The 18,752-nt window shown below is 46.9% G+C and carries 14 protein-coding genes; 5 read left to right on the top strand and 9 right to left on the bottom strand.

The window, feature by feature from the left end:
* Positions 1–311 precede the first annotated feature (311 nt).
* A complete protein-coding gene (locus SK066_RS04430) occupies positions 312–1,505 on the top strand; it encodes a M20 metallopeptidase family protein (protein WP_320543794.1) in 1,194 nt (397 codons plus the stop codon).
* A gap of 318 nt (positions 1,506–1,823) precedes the next feature.
* Here SK066_RS04430 and SK066_RS04425 read toward each other — a convergent pair whose 3' ends face one another.
* Entirely contained in the window at positions 1,824–2,312 is a 489-nt protein-coding gene (locus SK066_RS04425; RefSeq protein ID WP_320543793.1) for a GNAT family N-acetyltransferase, read from the bottom strand.
* Positions 2,313–2,670: 358 nt separating this feature from the next.
* On the opposite strand from SK066_RS04425, the gene SK066_RS04420 reads away from it, so the two are divergent.
* From SK066_RS04420 to SK066_RS04410, 3 genes are all read left to right on the top strand, one after another.
* Complete coding sequence (locus tag SK066_RS04420; RefSeq protein ID WP_320543792.1) at positions 2,671–3,036, top strand: YtxH domain-containing protein; 366 nt, start codon at positions 2,671–2,673, stop codon at positions 3,034–3,036.
* Between the two features lie 456 nt (positions 3,037–3,492).
* On the top strand, positions 3,493–5,085 hold the full coding sequence (locus tag SK066_RS04415) for a pectate lyase family protein (protein ID WP_320543791.1): 1,593 nt from the start codon (positions 3,493–3,495) through the stop codon (positions 5,083–5,085).
* A gap of 236 nt (positions 5,086–5,321) precedes the next feature.
* Positions 5,322–6,008, top strand: a complete 687-nt coding sequence (locus SK066_RS04410; protein ID WP_320543790.1) for a Na-translocating system protein MpsC family protein — start codon at positions 5,322–5,324, stop codon at positions 6,006–6,008.
* 104 nt (positions 6,009–6,112) lie between these two features.
* Here the strand turns inward: SK066_RS04410 and SK066_RS04405 are convergent, their stop codons facing one another.
* The 8 genes from SK066_RS04405 to SK066_RS04370 form a co-directional block, all read right to left on the bottom strand.
* Positions 6,113–9,025, bottom strand: a complete 2,913-nt coding sequence (locus SK066_RS04405) for a family 78 glycoside hydrolase catalytic domain (protein ID WP_320543789.1) — start codon at positions 9,023–9,025, stop codon at positions 6,113–6,115.
* Positions 9,026–9,189: 164 nt separating this feature from the next.
* Positions 9,190–10,080, bottom strand: a complete 891-nt coding sequence (locus SK066_RS04400) for a carbohydrate ABC transporter permease (protein WP_320543788.1) — start codon at positions 10,078–10,080, stop codon at positions 9,190–9,192.
* Positions 10,077–10,943: a carbohydrate ABC transporter permease gene (locus SK066_RS04395; RefSeq protein WP_320543787.1), complete on the bottom strand. Its 867-nt coding sequence runs from the start codon at positions 10,941–10,943 to the stop codon at positions 10,077–10,079. Before SK066_RS04395 ends, SK066_RS04400 begins: the two co-directional genes overlap by 4 nt.
* Positions 10,944–11,076: 133 nt before the next feature.
* The gene (locus SK066_RS04390; RefSeq protein ID WP_320543786.1) at positions 11,077–12,396 is read right to left on the bottom strand and encodes an ABC transporter substrate-binding protein; all 1,320 of its coding nucleotides are present in this window, start codon (positions 12,394–12,396) and stop codon (positions 11,077–11,079) included.
* 429 nt (positions 12,397–12,825) lie between these two features.
* The gene (locus SK066_RS04385; protein ID WP_320543785.1) at positions 12,826–14,586 is read right to left on the bottom strand and encodes a sensor histidine kinase; all 1,761 of its coding nucleotides are present in this window, start codon (positions 14,584–14,586) and stop codon (positions 12,826–12,828) included.
* A complete protein-coding gene (locus SK066_RS04380) occupies positions 14,586–16,112 on the bottom strand; it encodes a response regulator (protein ID WP_320543784.1) in 1,527 nt (508 codons plus the stop codon). Before SK066_RS04380 ends, SK066_RS04385 begins: the two co-directional genes overlap by 1 nt.
* Positions 16,113–16,861: 749 nt before the next feature.
* Positions 16,862–17,185 carry an AzlD domain-containing protein gene (locus SK066_RS04375; RefSeq protein ID WP_250343988.1) on the bottom strand — a complete coding sequence of 108 codons (324 nt, stop codon included), beginning with the start codon at positions 17,183–17,185 and terminating at the stop codon, positions 16,862–16,864.
* Positions 17,182–17,916 (bottom strand): AzlC family ABC transporter permease, encoded by a 735-nt coding sequence (locus tag SK066_RS04370; protein ID WP_320543783.1) that lies wholly within the window; start codon positions 17,914–17,916, stop codon positions 17,182–17,184. Before SK066_RS04370 ends, SK066_RS04375 begins: the two co-directional genes overlap by 4 nt.
* A gap of 242 nt (positions 17,917–18,158) precedes the next feature.
* On the opposite strand from SK066_RS04370, the gene SK066_RS04365 reads away from it, so the two are divergent.
* Complete coding sequence (locus SK066_RS04365) at positions 18,159–18,728, top strand: helix-turn-helix domain-containing protein (protein WP_188778651.1); 570 nt, start codon at positions 18,159–18,161, stop codon at positions 18,726–18,728.
* The last annotated feature ends 24 nt before the right edge of the window (positions 18,729–18,752 follow it).

Genomic DNA, 18,752 nt, shown 5'->3' with positions numbered 1-18,752 from the left:
AGTGTTCGGAAGGTGGTTTTTTTATAGTATTACATGATCGATACAGGCTTGAACATATTGATCCGTACAGCCTTTGCTGATCCAAAACATCTTTTGTTGTACCTTGAGCCTGTTGATTTCTTGGATTGTTGGATACTCGTGATTCCATTGTGAGATTAACGAAGTCAGTCACTCGCTTATATCTTCCTTTTCTCAAATGTCAAATTTGACATATAAAATTCATCATGATAGTTTTAAAGTGAATTTCCTTTGTAAATTCTGGAATTTATTTTATCATTAGAGCATGAAACCTATATAACAGGAGGATGCATATGAGAACTCAGTGGATAGACGAATTGAACGTACTTGAACAGGATATTGTCGGATGGCGCAGACATATGCACCAGTATCCTGAGCTGTCATTTCAGGAAGTGAAAACCTCGCAATTTATTGCCGATACGTTAACTGGATTCGGTTATGAGGTGAGAACGGGCGTTGGTGAAGGCGGTGTGATTGCCGATTTGAAAGGGGCACAGCCGGGGCCAACGATTGCGTTTCGAGCAGACTTTGATGCTTTGCCTATTCATGAAGAAAACGATGTTCCTTATCGTTCACAAAATGATGGCGTGATGCACGCCTGCGGACATGATGGACATACGGCGTCTCTACTCGGTGTCGCGCATGTGCTCAGTCGTCATACCGATCAGTTGAAAGGGAATGTACGCTTTATTTTCCAGCATGCCGAGGAGAAAATTCCAGGCGGTGCCAAAGCGATGATCGAAGATGGCGCACTGGACGGTGTCGACGAAGTGTACGGTGCCCATCTGGCGAGCTATCTGCCCTATGGTCGCATCGCTATCGTCGCTGGGCCTGCGATGGCAGCAGCCGATGGCTTCTCAATCGTCATTCAAGGTAAAGGCGGACACGGTGCTCGTCCAGACCAAACGGTCGATTCGATCGTAGTAGGAAGTCAGGTCGTAGGCGCACTACAAAATATCGTGGCACGTCATGTGAATCCACTCAAATCCGCTGTCGTTACAGTCGGTGTATTCCAGGCAGGGTCTGCGTTTAACATTATTGCGGATACTGCCAAAATTGAAGGCACGGTGCGTACATTCGATCCTGAGGTACGCAAGCAGATTGAAGAAGATATTCGTACCACACTGGCAGGAATTACTGCGGCTTCACGCGCAACTTTCTCGCTGGAATATACGAATGGCTATCCCGCAGTAGTGAATCCACCGGAACAGGCTGATCAGGTGCGTGCAATCGTGACTGATGTGCTTGGCGAAGAAGCTTTATTTGAAATTGAACCAGCGATGGGTGCAGAAGACTTTGCCTATTTCTTAGAGGAACGTCCGGGTAACTTCTTCTATGTCGGCTCACAAAAAGATGAAGCAACGGCATTTGCCCATCACCACCCACGCTTCGATATCGACGAGCGTGCGCTGCTGAACACCGGACGTATCTTCCTCGGTATCGTAGCTGAAAAGCTGCTAAGTCCGTCTCCTGTTACAGCAGGCTAATCATCGTACAAGCAAGCGTGGAGTCAGAGGTGCTGCGCTATTCGTACCCTTGCTTTCCTATCGAGTAGAACGATTGTTCATACTAATAAAATGAAGTGCATGATAGGCGTGTACCTGTTCAATATCGTTTAGCACAACTGCTACGATGTTCATAAGCATCGCAATAGTACTAACAAAAAGCTCCCTGTCACCTGCTGGTGATAAGGAGCTTTTTGCTATGTGATCCTGTTGTTCCTGTATCCTAGCTATTCTGCACCGTAGCTACTCTACATCCTAGCAGCACTTTACCCTGATCGCTTAATCTGCTCTACTGGAGCTTTAATCTACTATGGTGGAAGTGATCAGAGGTACAATCGCTTTTGTGAAAATAATCTCCATAGCCGCATCCTCCTGCATGAGTGCGCCTGCATCCTTATAGCCAAGCTGACGATAAAAATGCTGCGCTTCCTCATCAGATTGGGTTGAGGTCATCACAGTAAAACAGCCCTGTGCTGCCATCTGCTGCTCCCATAGGTGCACAGCCTGTTTACCTATCCCCTGACGGCGATAAGACTCAGACAGCCATAGCAAATTCATAAACGGCGTATGATCCCAAAACCAGCCATAGCGCAGCCAGCCGATCAGTGTCCCATCACCCTCAGCGCTCGTGTCATCTTCCGCTTCGTTCGTATTTGCTGGCAGTAAACGAATCATATACACTTCACTCGCATTAATCTTTGCCAGTAAACGATGCTGTGGCAGATGTACATCATGCTGAGCAAGATAGTCATAATCCTTCATTGTTGCGTGTTCCATATCGATATTCATAGGAAGCCCCCTATTTAGGATGAAGATTCAACGGCTTGTCGTCTGAGGCCAAGATGATAGTTGCGTCCCTCATGCTGTGTTCGGTATGCTAAGTATATCGCTTATTATCTACGATAGCTGTACAGTAACTGAAATGCACCACGTATCTCAAGCTCAGACTAGGATCTTATCGTTAGAAATACAGATGTGATCGAACGTGTCCATCCCCTTTCATGATGTCGATCTCTGCCATCATTGTACATTTTATGCATACAGACACGCGAATGCGTAGGCGCAGCAGCGAATCGTGGGTAATACCATATAGATAGCACGCTAGACATGGATGACAATCCTAATCTTTTATCGAACGGAGATGATCATGATGGAACAGAAAAATCTAGTATTTGGGATTATCGCAGGCGCACTGGTAGGTGCAGGTGCAGCACTTTTATTTGCGCCTAAATCTGGCGAGGATATGCGTTATACGCTCAAATCGGGCGCAAGCAGCTCCGCTAGCAGTCTGACGGAGACGCTCAAATCTAAAGGGCGTGAGATGAAGTCCAGCACTGAAGAGCTGGTCGAGCTGGCTAAGGAGATTACACCAGTTGTGAAAGAAGCGATTGGTGTCGTGCAGGAATGGAAAGGTATGCTGACGGATGCGAAGGTTGAGCTGACTGGTGAGGTCAACAAGCTCAAAGGTAGCTCCTCTGATTCCTCACTGACAAAAGGCCCGACTGTGATGTAAGCTCTTCTTTACGTAGAAGCAAACCCATTGCTGCTACAAGCCATTCATAGGATGAACCAAACAGCCTGTTACGGTCATGACCGGAAAGGCTGTTTTTTATTATCTGACGCCAGATCAGCGATGAGATTAAAAAGGCGATCTATAATTATACCGAAATGATCTCCGCTTGTATGGATGTACATATCGCCTGCATTTTTTGATATATCATCATTAACATATTGATCTTCTCCTAACAGCGAAGCCAGCTTCGACCATGTCAAATAATTAGGCTGACGACCTTAAATTCCATATTTTTCTACACAATTCTATAAACTGATATCTTTTGCGACAATATTAGTGCTTTTGATCTATGTAAGCGCTTTAATTAACATGATAGCTTGTACATGTGACATGCAATACCTTTTATTACCTATTCAACTTGTTATCATCCATCGACAATTAAAGGAGAGATCAAGCATGAAAAAAAAGGTACTTCAAAAAGGAACCGTTCTACTGCTAAGCGGAGCGATGATGTGGGGCGGATTATCCATCGCCGGACCATCAGCATCCGCGTCATCCCCATCTTCTATTTCACATTTTGCAAACGTTAACATTTTTGCCTCTATGCTCGATTCGACCGCACAGGCGATGCCCTCTGACACGGCAATCAGCAATAACGGTAGCGCTCTCGCTCCTGCTGATGGCACCGAGCAGCTTGCCAGCGCACAGGCAGCAGGTACATACAGCGCTTATAATTTAACCGGATTCTCAGCAGGCAATACGGGCGGCGGCACAATCGCTGAGACCGATGCGCGCTACAAAAAGGTCTATACGGCTACCGATCTAGCCCAGGCACTCAAAAAAGGCTCCGGGGTCAAAGTAATTGAAGTGATGAACGACCTGAATCTGGGCTGGAACAAGCTACCGTCTGCTGCGCAGACCTCTCCTTTTGCTGAGCATAACAAGCCGCTCACTCATCCGGTACTCAAGCAAACAGGCGTTAGTAAGCTGACGATCGACGGCTTTGACGGGTTAACGATATTCTCGAACAATGGTTCCAAAATCAAGCATGTCGGCATCACCGTTAAACGCAGCTCCAATCTAGTCATTCGCAATCTGGAATTTGACGAGCTATGGGAATGGGATGAAGCGACCAAGGGTGACTACGATAAAAATGATTGGGATTACCTGACACTGGAGCAGACGAGCAAGGTCTGGATTGACCATTGCACATTTAACAAAGCCTATGACGGCGTTGTCGATGTGAAAAAGGGCAGTAATGGTGTGACCATCTCCTGGTCTTCCTTCCGCAGTGATGATGGCAGCTCTAATAGCTGGGTCAGCCAGCAGGTTAAAGTAATGGAAGCCAACAAATCAGCTTATCCAATGTATAACTATTTGCGCAGTAGTGCGGTAGGTCTGAGTCAGCAGGACATTATCGCCATCGCTGGCGGACAAAAGAAAACACATCTGGTTGGTGCTACGGAGTTCGCATCAGACAATCCTGATCTGGAAATCACGCTCCATCATAACTACTATCAGGACTCTCAGGATCGGATGCCTCGTCTGCGGGGCGGAAATGCACACGTTTACAATATCGTAATGGACGCTTCTGGACTGGTTGCTGCCAAGGCAAAGCTAACACCTGCCATGGATACAGCGATTAGCTCGAAGGGCTACCATTTCACCGTAACGAGTAATGGTGCGATCTCCACCGAGGGCGGTGCCGTACTGGTGGAAAAATCGCAAATTATTGGTGTCGGCTCTCCGATTCGTAATAACCAGACTGATCCAAGCAATAGCAAATATACAGGCAAAATTCGCGCAGTCGACACGATCTACACCGCGAATGGTACAACCTTCCGTGGGAATAGCGATACAGCAGGCAGCCCGCTCGCTCCGTATCCAGCCGCTGCATTAGCCTTCTCATGGAATGGCTTTAGCAGCCTGCCTTACAGCTATCAGACCGATGATCCTACCACACTCGTTAGTCGCCTGAAGGCATCAGATGGCGCAGGCTCTGGCAAGCTAAGCTGGAGCAAAACGAACTGGCTCATCACTCAATATTAATCGAATAGAATCGATAGCTAATCGGTGCTTCATATCGGTAAATCAACCAAGACCCTTGCCTTTATTCGTACAGGTAAGGGTCTTTATCACTCATTTGCGATACATTTATTAGTTTACAATTGTTTAGAAATCAAATGATTTACAGATTGAAGCACTTAACAGCGATTACATAAGGCTAGCTTGTGGTTAATACTTATCATACTTTTCTATTTTATTGCTGCAAAGGAGCATTTGCCGTGTCCCAAACCGCTAATCTGGAAGCTGTCATTCAACAAATCGGTCTGCTGGGTCAAAGTCAGTTCGGCAAATCCCCGGAATCAGTCACTATTCGTACCAACGAGCACAGTGTCATTATTTTTCTGAATGAGCTGATTGATCCGGACGATGAGCGTCTGCCGGATGACCCGGATGAGCGATATACCCATGTCTACATTTTACTTGATCAATTTGTCTTTCCTGCGATTCGTAAAAAGGTTGAAGCAGCGGCTGGACAGCAGATTATTCACCATTTTATCGATTGGAAGGAAGACGTGAATCGTGCCTGTATCGCGATCATGTTTGAGCTAGAGCCAGATCGTAAAAAGGAAGATCTATACTCTGGTAAAGCCGAGCTGCATATCCGAGTAAGTCAAATTACAGAGGATGTACAAAAATCACCTGCTGATATCGAATCGTACTGGGTTGATCCAGATACACTGGTCATCATTCGCAAAGGATTATTGATCAGCCTGGAAAAGCGAATTATCAAAAAAGGCTTTAATAACGCCCTACGTGTATCCAAGCGTGAGCTGGAGCTGGATCGCTTTGTAGATGGCCTGCCTGTACGTACCATTCTCGGCAAAACGCTTGATCAAGCGTTTCTAGATTGGGATTTTGACAAAGATATCAGTCTGATGGTGCTTACCTTCCTAAACGATCATTGAGGAGACAACCGAATTGATATGATTGTGCATGTAAAAAAGCCTGTCCATCGAGCCCGATGCATCATGCAGCGGATGGTAGACAGGCTTTTTGCGTTGAGATGGACTTAAGATAGCATTTGTAGCTCCTCCAGTATCTTCTTCAGTGTATCCTCAGAGACACGCGTCATCTGGTTATCGGTAATCTGACGAAGAGACGATTGGCTTACAATGCTCGTCAATGCTCCACTAAGTAGCTGCGGAGCATGCTGGTTCACTATGCTGATCGCCTGCTCATCCAGCTGTAGTTCCGATAAGCGCGTATACTCGGTATAAGAACGCTGAAATAACCCTTTCGCTGGATAACGGAAGCAATAGCTGCCCGAGCCAAGCTCTAGTTGAACCAACTCCACCTCCTGCTGCACGTTGCGAATACCCGAGGCAGGAATGGACGGTATCGCATCGCCATTTTCCGTTAGCTGCTCTAAGATTGCTCCCCGCAAGCGAAGCGTTGCTGCTGTATTTACCGGAATCGTTACCTGTACAATAACATGCTCTCCATCCAGCTCCCAGCCACATTCAATGCGTCCATACATCGATTCATGTGTAGCCTTCGCATACGTAAGCTGCCGCCCACCGAATTGCGGCTCCAGATGAATATGACGATAAGCTGGCTCTTCCATCCCCATATCCAGACCAGCGATACGGCGATACATCCAATCACCGACTGCACCATAGGAATAATGGTTAAATGAATTCATATCATCGCTCCAAAAGGAACCGTCCTGCTTGATGCTATCCCAGTGCTCCCAGATCGTCGTTGCGCCCTGAGATACCGAATAGAGCCAGCCCGGATAAGAGCTTTGCAATAGCAAGCGTACTGCCGTTTCATGATAGCCATTATCCGACAGGGCAAAGCATAGATACGGTGTACCAACAAAGCCTGTCGTTAGATGATAGCCATTACTCACAACCAGATCGTTCAGATCACGCGCTACTCGCGCTCGCAGAGCAGGCTCCAATAGATCAAATACCAGTGCAAGTACATGCGCCGTCTGTGTCGGTGCCGCCATCCGCCCACGTCCCGTTACAAACTCAGCTTGAAATGCCTGAACGACCTGCTGATGAAGCTGCTGATACCGCTCAGCCTCGTCTGTTTTACCCAGTACAGCCGCCGCTTCCGCCACCAATCGTGACGAGTACGCATAATAGGCGGTCGCGATCAGATCGGTTGGCGTAGCACCGATGTAGCTGTCTTCCTTCGCATCCAACGCAAGCCAATCGCCAAAATGAAAGCCCGTATTCCACAGCGCTTCTTCCTCACCCTGCGCGCGAATGTATTCTACCCACTGCTTCATACTGTCATACTGCTCTGCCAGCAAGCGTGTATCGCCATAATAACGATACGTTGTCCACGGACAGATCACCGCTGCATCACCCCATGCTGCCGAGTTCGCACCACCCACAACATCCGGTACGACAAAAGGTATCCCACCGTCCACATGCTGCTCTGCCTTCACATCATGTAACCATTTGCTAAAAAAGGGAGCCCCCTGATAATTGAACAGTGCAGTCGAGATGAATACCTGCGCATCTCCCGTCCAACCCAGTCGCTCATCGCGCTGCGGACAGTCAGTAGGCACATCAAGGAAGTTCCCACGTTGTCCCCAGCGTATATTTTGCTGAAGCTTATTGATTCGCTCATCCGAGCATTCGAATGATCCGGTCGATGGCATATCCGAATGTAGCACCTCGCCTTCAAATGCATCCAACGGCAGTCCATTTTGTTTCTGCCCTGGATAGCCTTCTACTTGTACATAACGGAAGCCTTGAAAGGTAAAATAAGGCGCATACGTTTCCCCGCTTGGCGTGCCTGCTGTGCGATATGTAACAGTCTGCCGGGCAGGACGTAGATTGCCAAAGTAAATATTTCCATCCTTATCCAGTACCTCGGCATGACGTAGCGTAATTTCTGTGCCTGCCTGAGTCTCCGGTATATGTAGCCGAATGCGACCGACCATATTTTGCCCCATATCCAGCACATGATCACCAGCAGGCGTGACAAAGGTAGCGATCGGACGAATCGTCTCTGTGACACGAGTCGGCCAATTTTCCTGTGCGATCAGCGTGTCATATCCAAGTGGCAACACCTCAACACCGTTCCAGTGACGATCGTCAAAGCCCGGCTCACTCCAGCCTTGCTGCTCGGCTGTCGCATCATAGATTTCACCATGATACATATTCGAGTACAGCACAGGTCCGGTAGCAGCACGCCAGTCCGTATTGCTCGTAATGATCTGTTCTCGTCCATCGGTATATCGAATATGCAGCTCCAGCAGCAAGGCGCGATGGTCGCCGTACGTATATTGCTTATCATCAAAGCCGAGCTTGCCGCGATACCAGCCATCTGCCAGCCATGCGCCGACTGTATTATTTCCCCGCTGTAGAAGTGACGTCACATCATACGTCTGATATTGCAGTCGATGATGATAGCTAGTCCAGCCCGGCGCAAGGACGTCATCCGATACCGTTTGCCCGTTCATGTATAGCTCATACACACCTGCTGCTGTAGAATAGATACGCGCTGAAGCGATCTCTCCATTCAGCTCAAAGGTATGGCGTAGCTGAAAATTCGCCTCGGACTCTCGCTCGATCTCACGCGTATCGGGTGTAATCCACTGCGCCTGCCACTGTGCCGACTGCATCATGCCAGTTTCCAATTGTCCTGGCTCGCTCCATTCACTTTCTTCGCCTGCTGATGACCATATCTTGACGCGAAAAAGATACGCCGTGCGCGCCTGTAGTGCAGGCCCAGCATACTGCACCTGAATCGACTGCGAGCTATTCACCTGCTCTGAATCCCATATAACCTGCTCAAAATGCGAATCATCTGCATGTGTCACCTGTAGCCGATAGGAAGACTGCTGTACATCACGCTGCGGACTGCTACATTTCCAGCTGAATCTCGGCTTAGCAATATCGGTACCGAGCAGTCGGTTACGATACTCACATTGCACATCTGTAATTTGAAATGAATCCATCTTTTGATCACTCCTTCAACCTGTGTTGGGGATGAGATGCGAACTTGCAGCGAACGGTATCGCTTTCTAACAATGGACAATAGGATACGAGATTTTTAATGTAAGCGTTATCTTTATTGTTGATATTCTATCTCTATTCCATTACGTTGAATAGGGCTTCGATCTCAACCTTTGACAGAGCCAGCGGTCATTCCTGCTACAATTCGTTTGTTGAAAAATAAAAATAATACTAACGGCGGAATCGTGATCAGCAAAATATTCATAAACAGTAGGTTCCACTGCGTAATATACTGACTTTTAAAATTATAAAGCGTCGTCTGTACCGTCACATTGTTGGAGCCTGGCAGGAAATATAACGGATTCGCAAAATCATTAAAAATCGTAACCGAGCAAAGTACAATAACCGTAGCCGATACCGGCTGTAACAGCGGCAAAATCATACTAAAAAACATACGTAGCCCACTACAGCCATCAATGACCGCTGCCTCATCAATCTCACGCGGAATCGTTGCCATAAAGCCCTTGTACAGTAGCACACAAAATGGAAAGTTTAGCGCAACCTCTACTAGAATGAGTCCTGACATCGTTTTGAACAGATGCAGACCATTCAGCACCCAGATCGTAGGCACAATCGCTGGTGGAATAATCAAGCCGACGAGTACGAGCAGATCAAGCAGCGGGGTAGCCTTACCTCGGCGCCGCTGCATTACATACCCTGCCATACCGCATAATACGACCAGCGCCAGCACGGATACAACTGTCAGTAGCGTACTATTCCAGAACGCCCGCAACAGCATATAATCCCGTGCTTGTATGACCGTTACGATATTGTCCCATAGATGCAAGGAGCTGGGCAGACTCAGACTGAGTGAAGCTGATTCCTGTGTGCTTTTCAGTGCATTCACAATAATGAAGTAAAAGGGAATCCAGAAGATGACCACTGTAAATACAATGCCCAGCACTTCCAACGACCATCGCCCCAGACGGCGTGTACGACCTGATGGCGAAGTATGGATACGAGCTACTGAATCAGAGGATGTTTTGATTGTACTCATAGATCCACCTCCCTTTTATTCAAATAACGATACAGTGGAAAAGCCAGCACTGTCACAATAATAAACAGAATCACATTGCCTGCCGTAGCCAGCCCATAAAATCCACCCTGATACTGCTTGTAAATAATCGAAGCAATCACATCGGTCGTAAAGCCCGGCCCTCCCTGTGTCATCGCCCACACCAGATCAAAGGAACGCAGCCCACCGATAAACGATAAAATAATGACCGAGTTTGTTGCCGGGCGGCTCAGCGGAACGATAATATTCCAGAACCGATGCCATAGCCCTCCACCGTCGATTTGCAATGCTTCATAATATTCCGTTGGAATCGCAAGAATGCCTGCAATATAGATAACCGTTGCTACTCCAACACCTTTCCATACATCCACCATCGCAATCGATAGCAACGCAAACCGCGTATCACCAAGCCAATCCGGACCACTGATTCCGATCCAGCCAAGTGCCGCATTAATGATGCCCTCGGTCGGATGCATCATCACGCTAAAAGCGATACCTACTGCAATCGTACTGATCAAGGTCGGGAAAAAAATCACCGAGCGCAAATAATTGCGTGTACGCAGCTTGGACGTTAGCAATACGCCGAGCACCAGCCCAAGCACTACCTTGAGTCCGCACGTCACGACCGCATAGATCAGCGTATTTTGAAAGCCAATACGTAGCGACTGCTCCTGAAAAAACATAATAAAATTGTCCAGCCCGATAAACTCCCAATCCGTCAGCGTCCAGCGAGTGAAGCTGAAAAAGAACGACATCGCCGTGGGCAGCAAAAACATGACGGTATAGATAATAGCAGCCGGAAGCAAAAACCAGTATGAATACGTCTGCCGAAAAATTCGATTCATGCCGACTCCTCCCTTGCTATGCACACCGATGACAGAATTCGCAATCGCCCTTCATTTCTACCGACTGCGAATTCACATCAATAGTAGGCATTCATATTGGATAACATCGCTAGATAGTGATAGATAAGCTGAATTACCAGCCTTCCAGACCAAGCTGCTTCGCCTGCTTCTCTACATCCTGATCATAAGCAGCTGCACCTTCTGTCGCCTTTTTGATACCTGCTCCCACCTCAACCGAGATTTGCGGTAAGCTAGGCCCTTTGATCGGTGATACAAATTCCAACGCTGGTGCTGTTTTACCAGAATCAAAATACGGCAGCATATCCTTGACAGCACCTGGTACATTATCAGGTAGCTTGGCGTCTTTGAGCGGATACGGGCCAGTTGGGGTCGATACCTTCGCCATCGCTGCAATGCCATCTGCGGATACGATAAAGTCTACGAATTTCTTCGCTTCGTCGACATGATTACCATTTTTGTAGACATAGGCGGCAGACGGCATCCATACGGTCAAGCCATTCTTGTCTGCGCTGTCGCCCGGCTGGGCAAAATAACCGATATTGTCCATCTGATCCGGGTAATTTTGCTTCAAGATCGGTAGAGCAAAGGATAGCATCGGATATTGCGCTCCTTTGCCTTCGCCGAGCATTTTAATGCCATTGTCATAAGTTGCGGCTAGAAAGTCGGTATTGTAAAAGCCCCCATCAAATATGCTCTGTAGCTTGTCAAAGCTGCGCAAGGCAGCTGGCGTGCCTGCAAATGTCGCCTGGTGCGCCGTGAACTGCTTTGGGAAGTCTGGTGCAGTCTGTACAACATTGTACTCGTCTGCAAGAATAATCACCTGTGCTGTCCAGCTATCCTTCATTGTCCCGATTACAGGTGTGATGCCGGCTTCCTTGATCTTTTTGCTGTTCGCAATTAGCTCATCCCATGTTTTCGGAACGGATAAGCCAAGATCAGCATAGATTTTTTTGTTATAAAACCAACCGCCGCCAATCGTAGAGCCGATCGGAGCGCCATACACTTTACCATTCATTTTGACTGTGTTTTTAAAATCATCCAGTACATTCGCTTGAAATGCTTCATTCGTCAGATCCTCCAGATTCGCTTCAGGCGATAAGGCTGTCATTAAAGAACCAGAGTTATAAAAAAGAACATCTGTCATATCCCCAGTTGCCAGCCTCGTCTTCACCAGATTATCGCCCTCACTGCCGCCCGGGCGTGTCTCCACTTCAATCGTAATATTTGGATGCTTGGCTTCATACGCTTCCTTGAGCGCATTCGCCACATTCACCGAATCCTGTGAATTGTCGACGAGTAAGGATAGGCTTGTACTGCCTCCTTCACTGCCCGAGCTTTGCCCGGAACCTGAATTACCACACGCTGCGAGAAGTGCGGCAATGATCATAATGCTGGTTAATGCGGTAACGACGTTCCATTTACGTTTGTTCATTCGATAACCCCCGGTTTTGAGAATGTAAGAATGGATGGCGAATGGGCTGTCTGCTCCTGATGTTCGACTTGTTGGTTTAATTGTAGTGGGGATGGCCTTTTATTGTAAGCGCTTTATTTTTAAGGTTTTGTCCGATTTTTTCACTTTGATGGGGCAATTAATCTTCATGCAAGCGTGTCGGTTGTAATGTATACTTTGCATTCGGCGTATACATAATCTATAGGTTCGCCTTACTCGCTTATTTGGGGAGCGAATCAATATCTAAATACTATTCGCGTTCAAGCCAAAAAGACTTCTTCTACAAGAAGCCTTTTTACTATATGCTCTATTCCACGGCTATGCTCCATGCTGACAATGATAACCTAATTCTTCCAACTGCTTATTAATCTCCAGCAGCTACTTGTTTCCTTTTCAATCTTGTTCCTGCGCTTACTCCACCTTAGGTCTGAAACGCAGCGTTACCCTCGTGCCCTTCCCTGGCTCACTTTCCACTTCTAACGTACTCTGCTCCCCATACGCAAGCTTCATTCGTTCCAGCACATTCCTCAATCCATAGCCTTCCATCACGCTTGCTGGGTCAGACATCCCCACACCGTCATCCTCCACCGTGAAGATCAGTTGCTGATCATCATAGATGCCTGTAAGCGAAACTGTACCTGGCCCTACCTTCGGCTCCAGACCATGATAGATTGCATTTTCTACAAGTGGTTGTAGAAGCAACTTCATAATCTCCATCCCTTTGACACCTTCATCCACCTGCTCGATATACGTAAAGCGATTGTTAAAGCGGATATTTTGGATGTTCAAATAATGCCCGATATGCTGAAGCTCGCGATAGACGGTAATGCTCTCGCGACCTTTGTTCAAACTCAGCTTGAAGCTTTCTGACAGACTGACCGCCATCCGTGCCACCTCATGATTGTTTTGCAGCGTCGCCATCCAGTAGATCGAATCCAATGTATTGTATAAAAAATGAGGCTTGATCTGTGCCTGTAATGCCCGTAGCTCAGCTTCTTTTTCTTTCATCTCAGTGGCGATTAGACGCTGATTCAACTCTTCATTTTCGCCCACAATGCGCTTAAATGTCTCACCGATTGTACCGACCTCATCTCGACCAAAATAATCGGGAAGCTTGAGCTTTCCCTGCGTCCAGTCGAGCATTAGCTTTTTGAGCTGTAATAACGGACGAGTAATCGTGCCGGAGATAAAATAAGACAGTACTACTGCTAGCAAACCCATCAATGCAGCCACACCCAGTGTCGCATAGGCAATCTGATTGGATTGACGAAGCAGCGCACTTCGCTGAACGAGATGCAGAAAGCTCCAGCCTGTTGTGGAATTCGTATAACGGCTGATCAGGTAGCCATCTTCTTCATACGCAGCTATGCGCTCGTTCATCGTATTCGCAGTCGAAGTGATAGGAGCATTGCTAAATACCGTCTGTACCTGATTCACCTTGTTATTATCCAGCACCACAAAGCCTTCATAATCCTCACGGCTTGGGAACACCTTGCTGAACAATTGACGATCAATATTGACTACAAGCAAGCCGATTGGCATACCTGGCACAGCCATATCGTCGCGTACCAGTTTTACAGTGGAGAATACATTAGCTGATTCGCCCAGTACATCATTTGGAAAATAAACGACCTTGCCCTGAGCGCTATACACCTGCTTATACCAATCGGTATGGGCAATCGCTCCTTGTCCAGCTTGCTCGTATTGCCCGACATCATCGGAGCGCCCGATACACGACACGCGAAAATTCAAGTCAAACAAGCAGATCGATCGCACAAATCGAGTATCGATAATCCGCTCACCTAGAATTTGTTGAAGTCGATTCGTCGCCTCATCGCCCAACTTATTACTACGACCCGTGACCTGCTCGGTGCGTTCATTGCTACGACGTAGCGTTTCATTCACCGTATCATTCGTAACAATCGACAGATGCAGATTTTGTACATTGCGAAACAGCAGATCCGCTACCTCACTGGACGTGCGCAAATGATTCTGGTTATTTTCGCTGTTAATGCTGGTAATCATACTTTTGGCAATATTCGATGAAATAAAGCCCAGCAACATTAACGCAGGAACGACAAGAATAATCATCGCGAGCAAAAAGCGCACACGAATCCGTTTAAACCGAAACAGTGGAATTAGCCGATCCAGCATATGGCGCAGGCGACTCATCAGCTCTGCTCCCGAAAGTCGCTACGTAACGAGGCTGACGATTGATCCCGGTATTGCCCGGGTGTAAGACCGAATGTTTTTTTGAATACTTCATTAAAATGGCGATGATTGTAATAGCCGACCTGTTCGCCCGCTTCATTTACCTTGAGACCCTCCTGAAGCAATCTGCATGCATGCTCCATCCGTACACGGGTGACGTATTTGATATACGAAATATTCATTTGCTCCTTGAATAATAGACTAAAATAATTCGCATTCATCCCCACATAATCTGCCACCTGCTGTAGCGAAAGGCTTTCGCCATAATGTTGCTCAATATAGGCAAGCGACTTTTGCACAGCATTATGCTTACAAGGACTGCGTAGCTCTTCCATTCCCTCTGCCAGACGCATAATCATTCTCCGACACCAATCGAACATGCGCTCACGGGTATCCAGCACACCAAGCTCCCGATAGATTGTGCGAGTAGACGGTAATAATCGGCTCACATCTTCCCCACTTTCACGTAGTACATCGCCACCCAGAAATATGAGCTTTATAATCTCCTGTTCCGTCTGCTCTGGTGTAAGCCGAGCGGTTGCTGCCCAGTCCTCCAGACGCTGCTGTGCCTGCTCTAGCCCACTTCGATCACAGGCTCGTAGTGAAAATACGAATGCTTCTTCCCACTCAGACAGCTCCGAGCGGACTGGCTCATCTCCTGCTGTATCTTCAAACCGTACCCAGCCATTTTCCTCCAAAAAAATACCATAGCGTAACGCCTGCCTTGCATCGCGCCAGCTTTTATTCGCATCCTCCAGTGCAGCATAACATCGTCCAGAAGCGAAAACGTCATTTCCACACTGAACATGCAGCAGCTGTAGTTGCTCTTCCGGTAGCTTACCTGCATCCTCCAGCAACAATAGAGCAAGACGCTCCTGCTCCACAGTTACCTCCACTACATGATAGCCGCTATACTGGGGCAATGGATGATGCGTATGAGCAAAAGCGAGCACCATCACCCCATCAATAGATGCTCGTTCGATCCTCATTTCCCGACACAGCTTTTCAGCCGCACCAGCATTCCCTTGAAAAAGAAGATCCAACGCCGCCTTTTCCGCCAGCTCGGCACGACTGGCTTCATATTGGATTTTCATCGCGCCAAATTGCTGCTCGCGCGCAATTCGATCCAGTGTTTTCTGAATCGTCTCCTGCATACTATCGATCGTAATCGGCTTCTCCAGATAGTCGATCACACCAAGTCCAATCGCACGCCGTACATATTCAAACTCATTGAACCCACTAAATACAATACAAAGTGTATCTGGCTGCTCATTCATAATCGCTTCAATTAACTGTAATCCATCCAATCCTGGCATCCGAATATCAGTGAAAATGATATCTGGCTGCTTCGCCCGTACCAGCTCCAGCGCAGATAAGCCATCCTCTGCTGTGCCAATCAGTTCAATTCCATAATGCTGCCAATCCAACATCTGCTTGAGTCCTTGCAGAACAATATATTCATCATCAAATATCGCAGCTTTAAGCATTGGTGAACCTCCTTTGACTATGCTCTGTTAGCCATACACTTGGTTATGAATACTCTACATTATGAATAAGGATAGGCGCAGTTTATCTACCGCCTACCATCGTATCGGGTCGCTTTTGATGCTTGCCTAGCATCATTTATTATTGATTGTCTCCTAACATACCTATGCGCGGAATATTTGAGTAATGTTAGATGTTCATTTGTAAGCGATTGCAAATTTATCGTCCCTTCTCACTTATTGAAATGTTGAGCAGTATAATGTACAGCTTCAACACGTTGGATATCCAGTACATCCTATACCGGATACGTCATCCTACATGAAGTACATTTCAGTAAGACGATACATCATAAAGCGTTAAGAGGTAAGGAATCGCCTTCATCATCGTACTTATTTCAAATCCTCTCAAATTATTATTCCTATTATAGTTGATCACTACTCAGAATGGCGGACTTGATTTTTACGTTGATTTCGTTTAAAAACATCGTATTCTGTGCAGGCTTCTTTATCTCCAAGATCGCAGTACACAAAAATAGCATGATCGCCATCGCCTCAGCATTTCTTTTGCTTGAGGTGACCATCGATCATGCTATTTTTATAAAAGATCCGCTGTATTTGCTCGTCTACCATATGAATACCATAGCGATCTACTGAACGTACATCAGCACACCCACATGGATATATCAATAAGTGCTTCAAGAGTATTCCCACAGATCACTTATCCAAATACGATGCTCTTCCTGTTACCCGACTCACCAGAAAAACCGCACCACTGCCATACACACAACCCCAACCACAACTGTCAACGACAAGCTTTTTGTCTTCAACGCGACCAGTAACGTCGGCACCAGCACAATTACCGCCGGCCATTCAATATGCAGCGTACCACTTTGCTTGTCCAGCATACTCTCCACCACAAGCGCTGTAAAAATACATACTGGAATATACGATAGCCATTTCATAACTGCCTGCGGCAGCACCATATTACGTACTACAAAAAATGGAGCTACTCGCGGAATCATCGTCACAAGCGCACAGCCTACAATAATCATAAATACCGTCCAATTCACTGTCATCGCTCTGTCACCACCCCGATCGTTGCTACAATAACCGTTGCCAGAATAATGGCCAATTGTGTAGACACAACCAGTGACAATACGACCATCGCAATCACCATATACGCCATGAGCTTCAAGTAATGCTTGAGCTTCTCCGGTACGACATTACCCAGCTGTAATACTAGCAGTGCAATGAACATCGCTGTCAGCGCGTAATCCAGTCCGAACATCTGTGGATCAGCGATCCAGTTGCCGAACAGCGTACCGAGTGTACAGGAGATTACCCATACGATATAGGCAGTCAGATTGAGCCCGTGCATCCAGCGATTGCTGAGCGGCTTACCCGATGCAAGCCGTGTCGCTGCCACACCGAACGATTCATCTGTAACAAGTAAGCCTGTTCCGATATTATTCAATAATGAATATTTGCCAAAATGCGGTGCCAATGTCGCACTCAATAGGAAATTACGCAGGTTGACGATAAAGGTCGTCAGCACAATGGCCGATATCGGCGTATGCACGGCTAGCAGAGCACAAATAATGAATTGTGCTGCTCCGGCATATACGAGTAGCGACATCAATGCCATTTCCATCACACTCAAGCCCGAGGCTGCACCTACAACACCAGCAGCCAGACCGATACTAATATAACCGAGCAGTGTCGGTATACAATCCCGTACGCCCTCCCAAAAAGTTGGCGAGCTTGAAGCGGGTACTTCTGTGGTGCATTCCATCTGATGGGTCAACATCTAATTTCCTCCTTTGATTTACCATTTGTCTGCGCTATTTATGCCTTTGTATGAAAGGCAAGCGATCTGACAGCTGGAAGCACTGCATGCACCTATACTGAACGTAGCGAAATGGAACAATTTGCATCCACATAACGGGAACAGATATGCTACAATGAATATAATTTTAATATAGTATACAAATATTCTTCATAACATACAATAGTCTGTTATATTAAATTTTTGGATAAAGGAGTCTGTGCATGGAACCTATTCAACAAATCATTGCCCGTAATCTGCTCAAATTGCGTAAAAGTCGCAATCTCACCCTGGAACAAACGTCCGAGCTAACCGGCGTGAGTAAAGCGATGCTTGCCCAGATCGAAAATGAAAAGTCCAATCCAACCGTGACCACCTTATGGAAAATTGCCAAAGGCTTTCAGGTCTCGTTTAGCATGTTTTTAAAGGAAGAAGAGCAGCCGATCCAGCAGGTGAATATTCGCGAGCTTGATCCTGTCGTGGACAGCGATGATCTGTACAAAGTATATAGCTTTTTCCCGTATCACCCGGAGAACAGATTCGAGCTGTACGTCGTTGATCTATTGCCCGGCTGCGAGCACCTTCCCAAAACGCATCCAGGCGAAGAATATTTGTTTGTCAAAGAAGGCTCGATGATCGTGGAGATCAATGGCAAGCCGTATCATGTATCAGATGGCGACGCACTTCATTTTTCCGGTACGATTCCGCATGGCTACTTCAATCCATCCTCTGAGAAAGCCAGCTATTTTATGATGATGTATTATCCAGAGGAAGGAAACGATGTGAACGTATAGCTGTTCGGATGAAGAAACACCCGA

Origin of the sequence: Paenibacillus hunanensis (genome assembly GCF_034055775.1) — a bacterium.
Lineage (GTDB): Bacteria > Bacillota > Bacilli > Paenibacillales > Paenibacillaceae > Saccharibacillus > Saccharibacillus hunanensis.
This window is presented reverse-complemented; position numbering and strand designations above follow the sequence as displayed.

What these genes read in the sequence shown, in the direction of transcription:
- SK066_RS04415 (WP_320543791.1), top strand. Translation starts at nt 3,493, where the DNA reads ATGAAAAAAAAGGTACTTCAAAAAGGAACCGTTCTACTGCTAAGCGGA.
- SK066_RS04425 (WP_320543793.1), bottom strand. Translation starts at nt 2,312, where the DNA reads ATGAATATCGATATGGAACACGCAACAATGAAGGATTATGACTATCTT.
- SK066_RS04390 (WP_320543786.1), bottom strand. Translation starts at nt 12,396, where the DNA reads ATGAACAAACGTAAATGGAACGTCGTTACCGCATTAACCAGCATTATG.
- SK066_RS04420 (WP_320543792.1), top strand. Translation starts at nt 2,671, where the DNA reads ATGATGGAACAGAAAAATCTAGTATTTGGGATTATCGCAGGCGCACTG.
- SK066_RS04430 (WP_320543794.1), top strand. Translation starts at nt 312, where the DNA reads ATGAGAACTCAGTGGATAGACGAATTGAACGTACTTGAACAGGATATT.
- SK066_RS04365 (WP_188778651.1), top strand. Translation starts at nt 18,159, where the DNA reads ATGGAACCTATTCAACAAATCATTGCCCGTAATCTGCTCAAATTGCGT.
- SK066_RS04380 (WP_320543784.1), bottom strand. Translation starts at nt 16,112, where the DNA reads ATGCTTAAAGCTGCGATATTTGATGATGAATATATTGTTCTGCAAGGA.
- SK066_RS04395 (WP_320543787.1), bottom strand. Translation starts at nt 10,943, where the DNA reads ATGAATCGAATTTTTCGGCAGACGTATTCATACTGGTTTTTGCTTCCG.
- SK066_RS04375 (WP_250343988.1), bottom strand. Translation starts at nt 17,185, where the DNA reads ATGACAGTGAATTGGACGGTATTTATGATTATTGTAGGCTGTGCGCTT.
- SK066_RS04405 (WP_320543789.1), bottom strand. Translation starts at nt 9,025, where the DNA reads ATGGATTCATTTCAAATTACAGATGTGCAATGTGAGTATCGTAACCGA.
- SK066_RS04385 (WP_320543785.1), bottom strand. Translation starts at nt 14,586, where the DNA reads ATGAGTCGCCTGCGCCATATGCTGGATCGGCTAATTCCACTGTTTCGG.
- SK066_RS04370 (WP_320543783.1), bottom strand. Translation starts at nt 17,916, where the DNA reads ATGTTGACCCATCAGATGGAATGCACCACAGAAGTACCCGCTTCAAGC.
- SK066_RS04400 (WP_320543788.1), bottom strand. Translation starts at nt 10,080, where the DNA reads ATGAGTACAATCAAAACATCCTCTGATTCAGTAGCTCGTATCCATACT.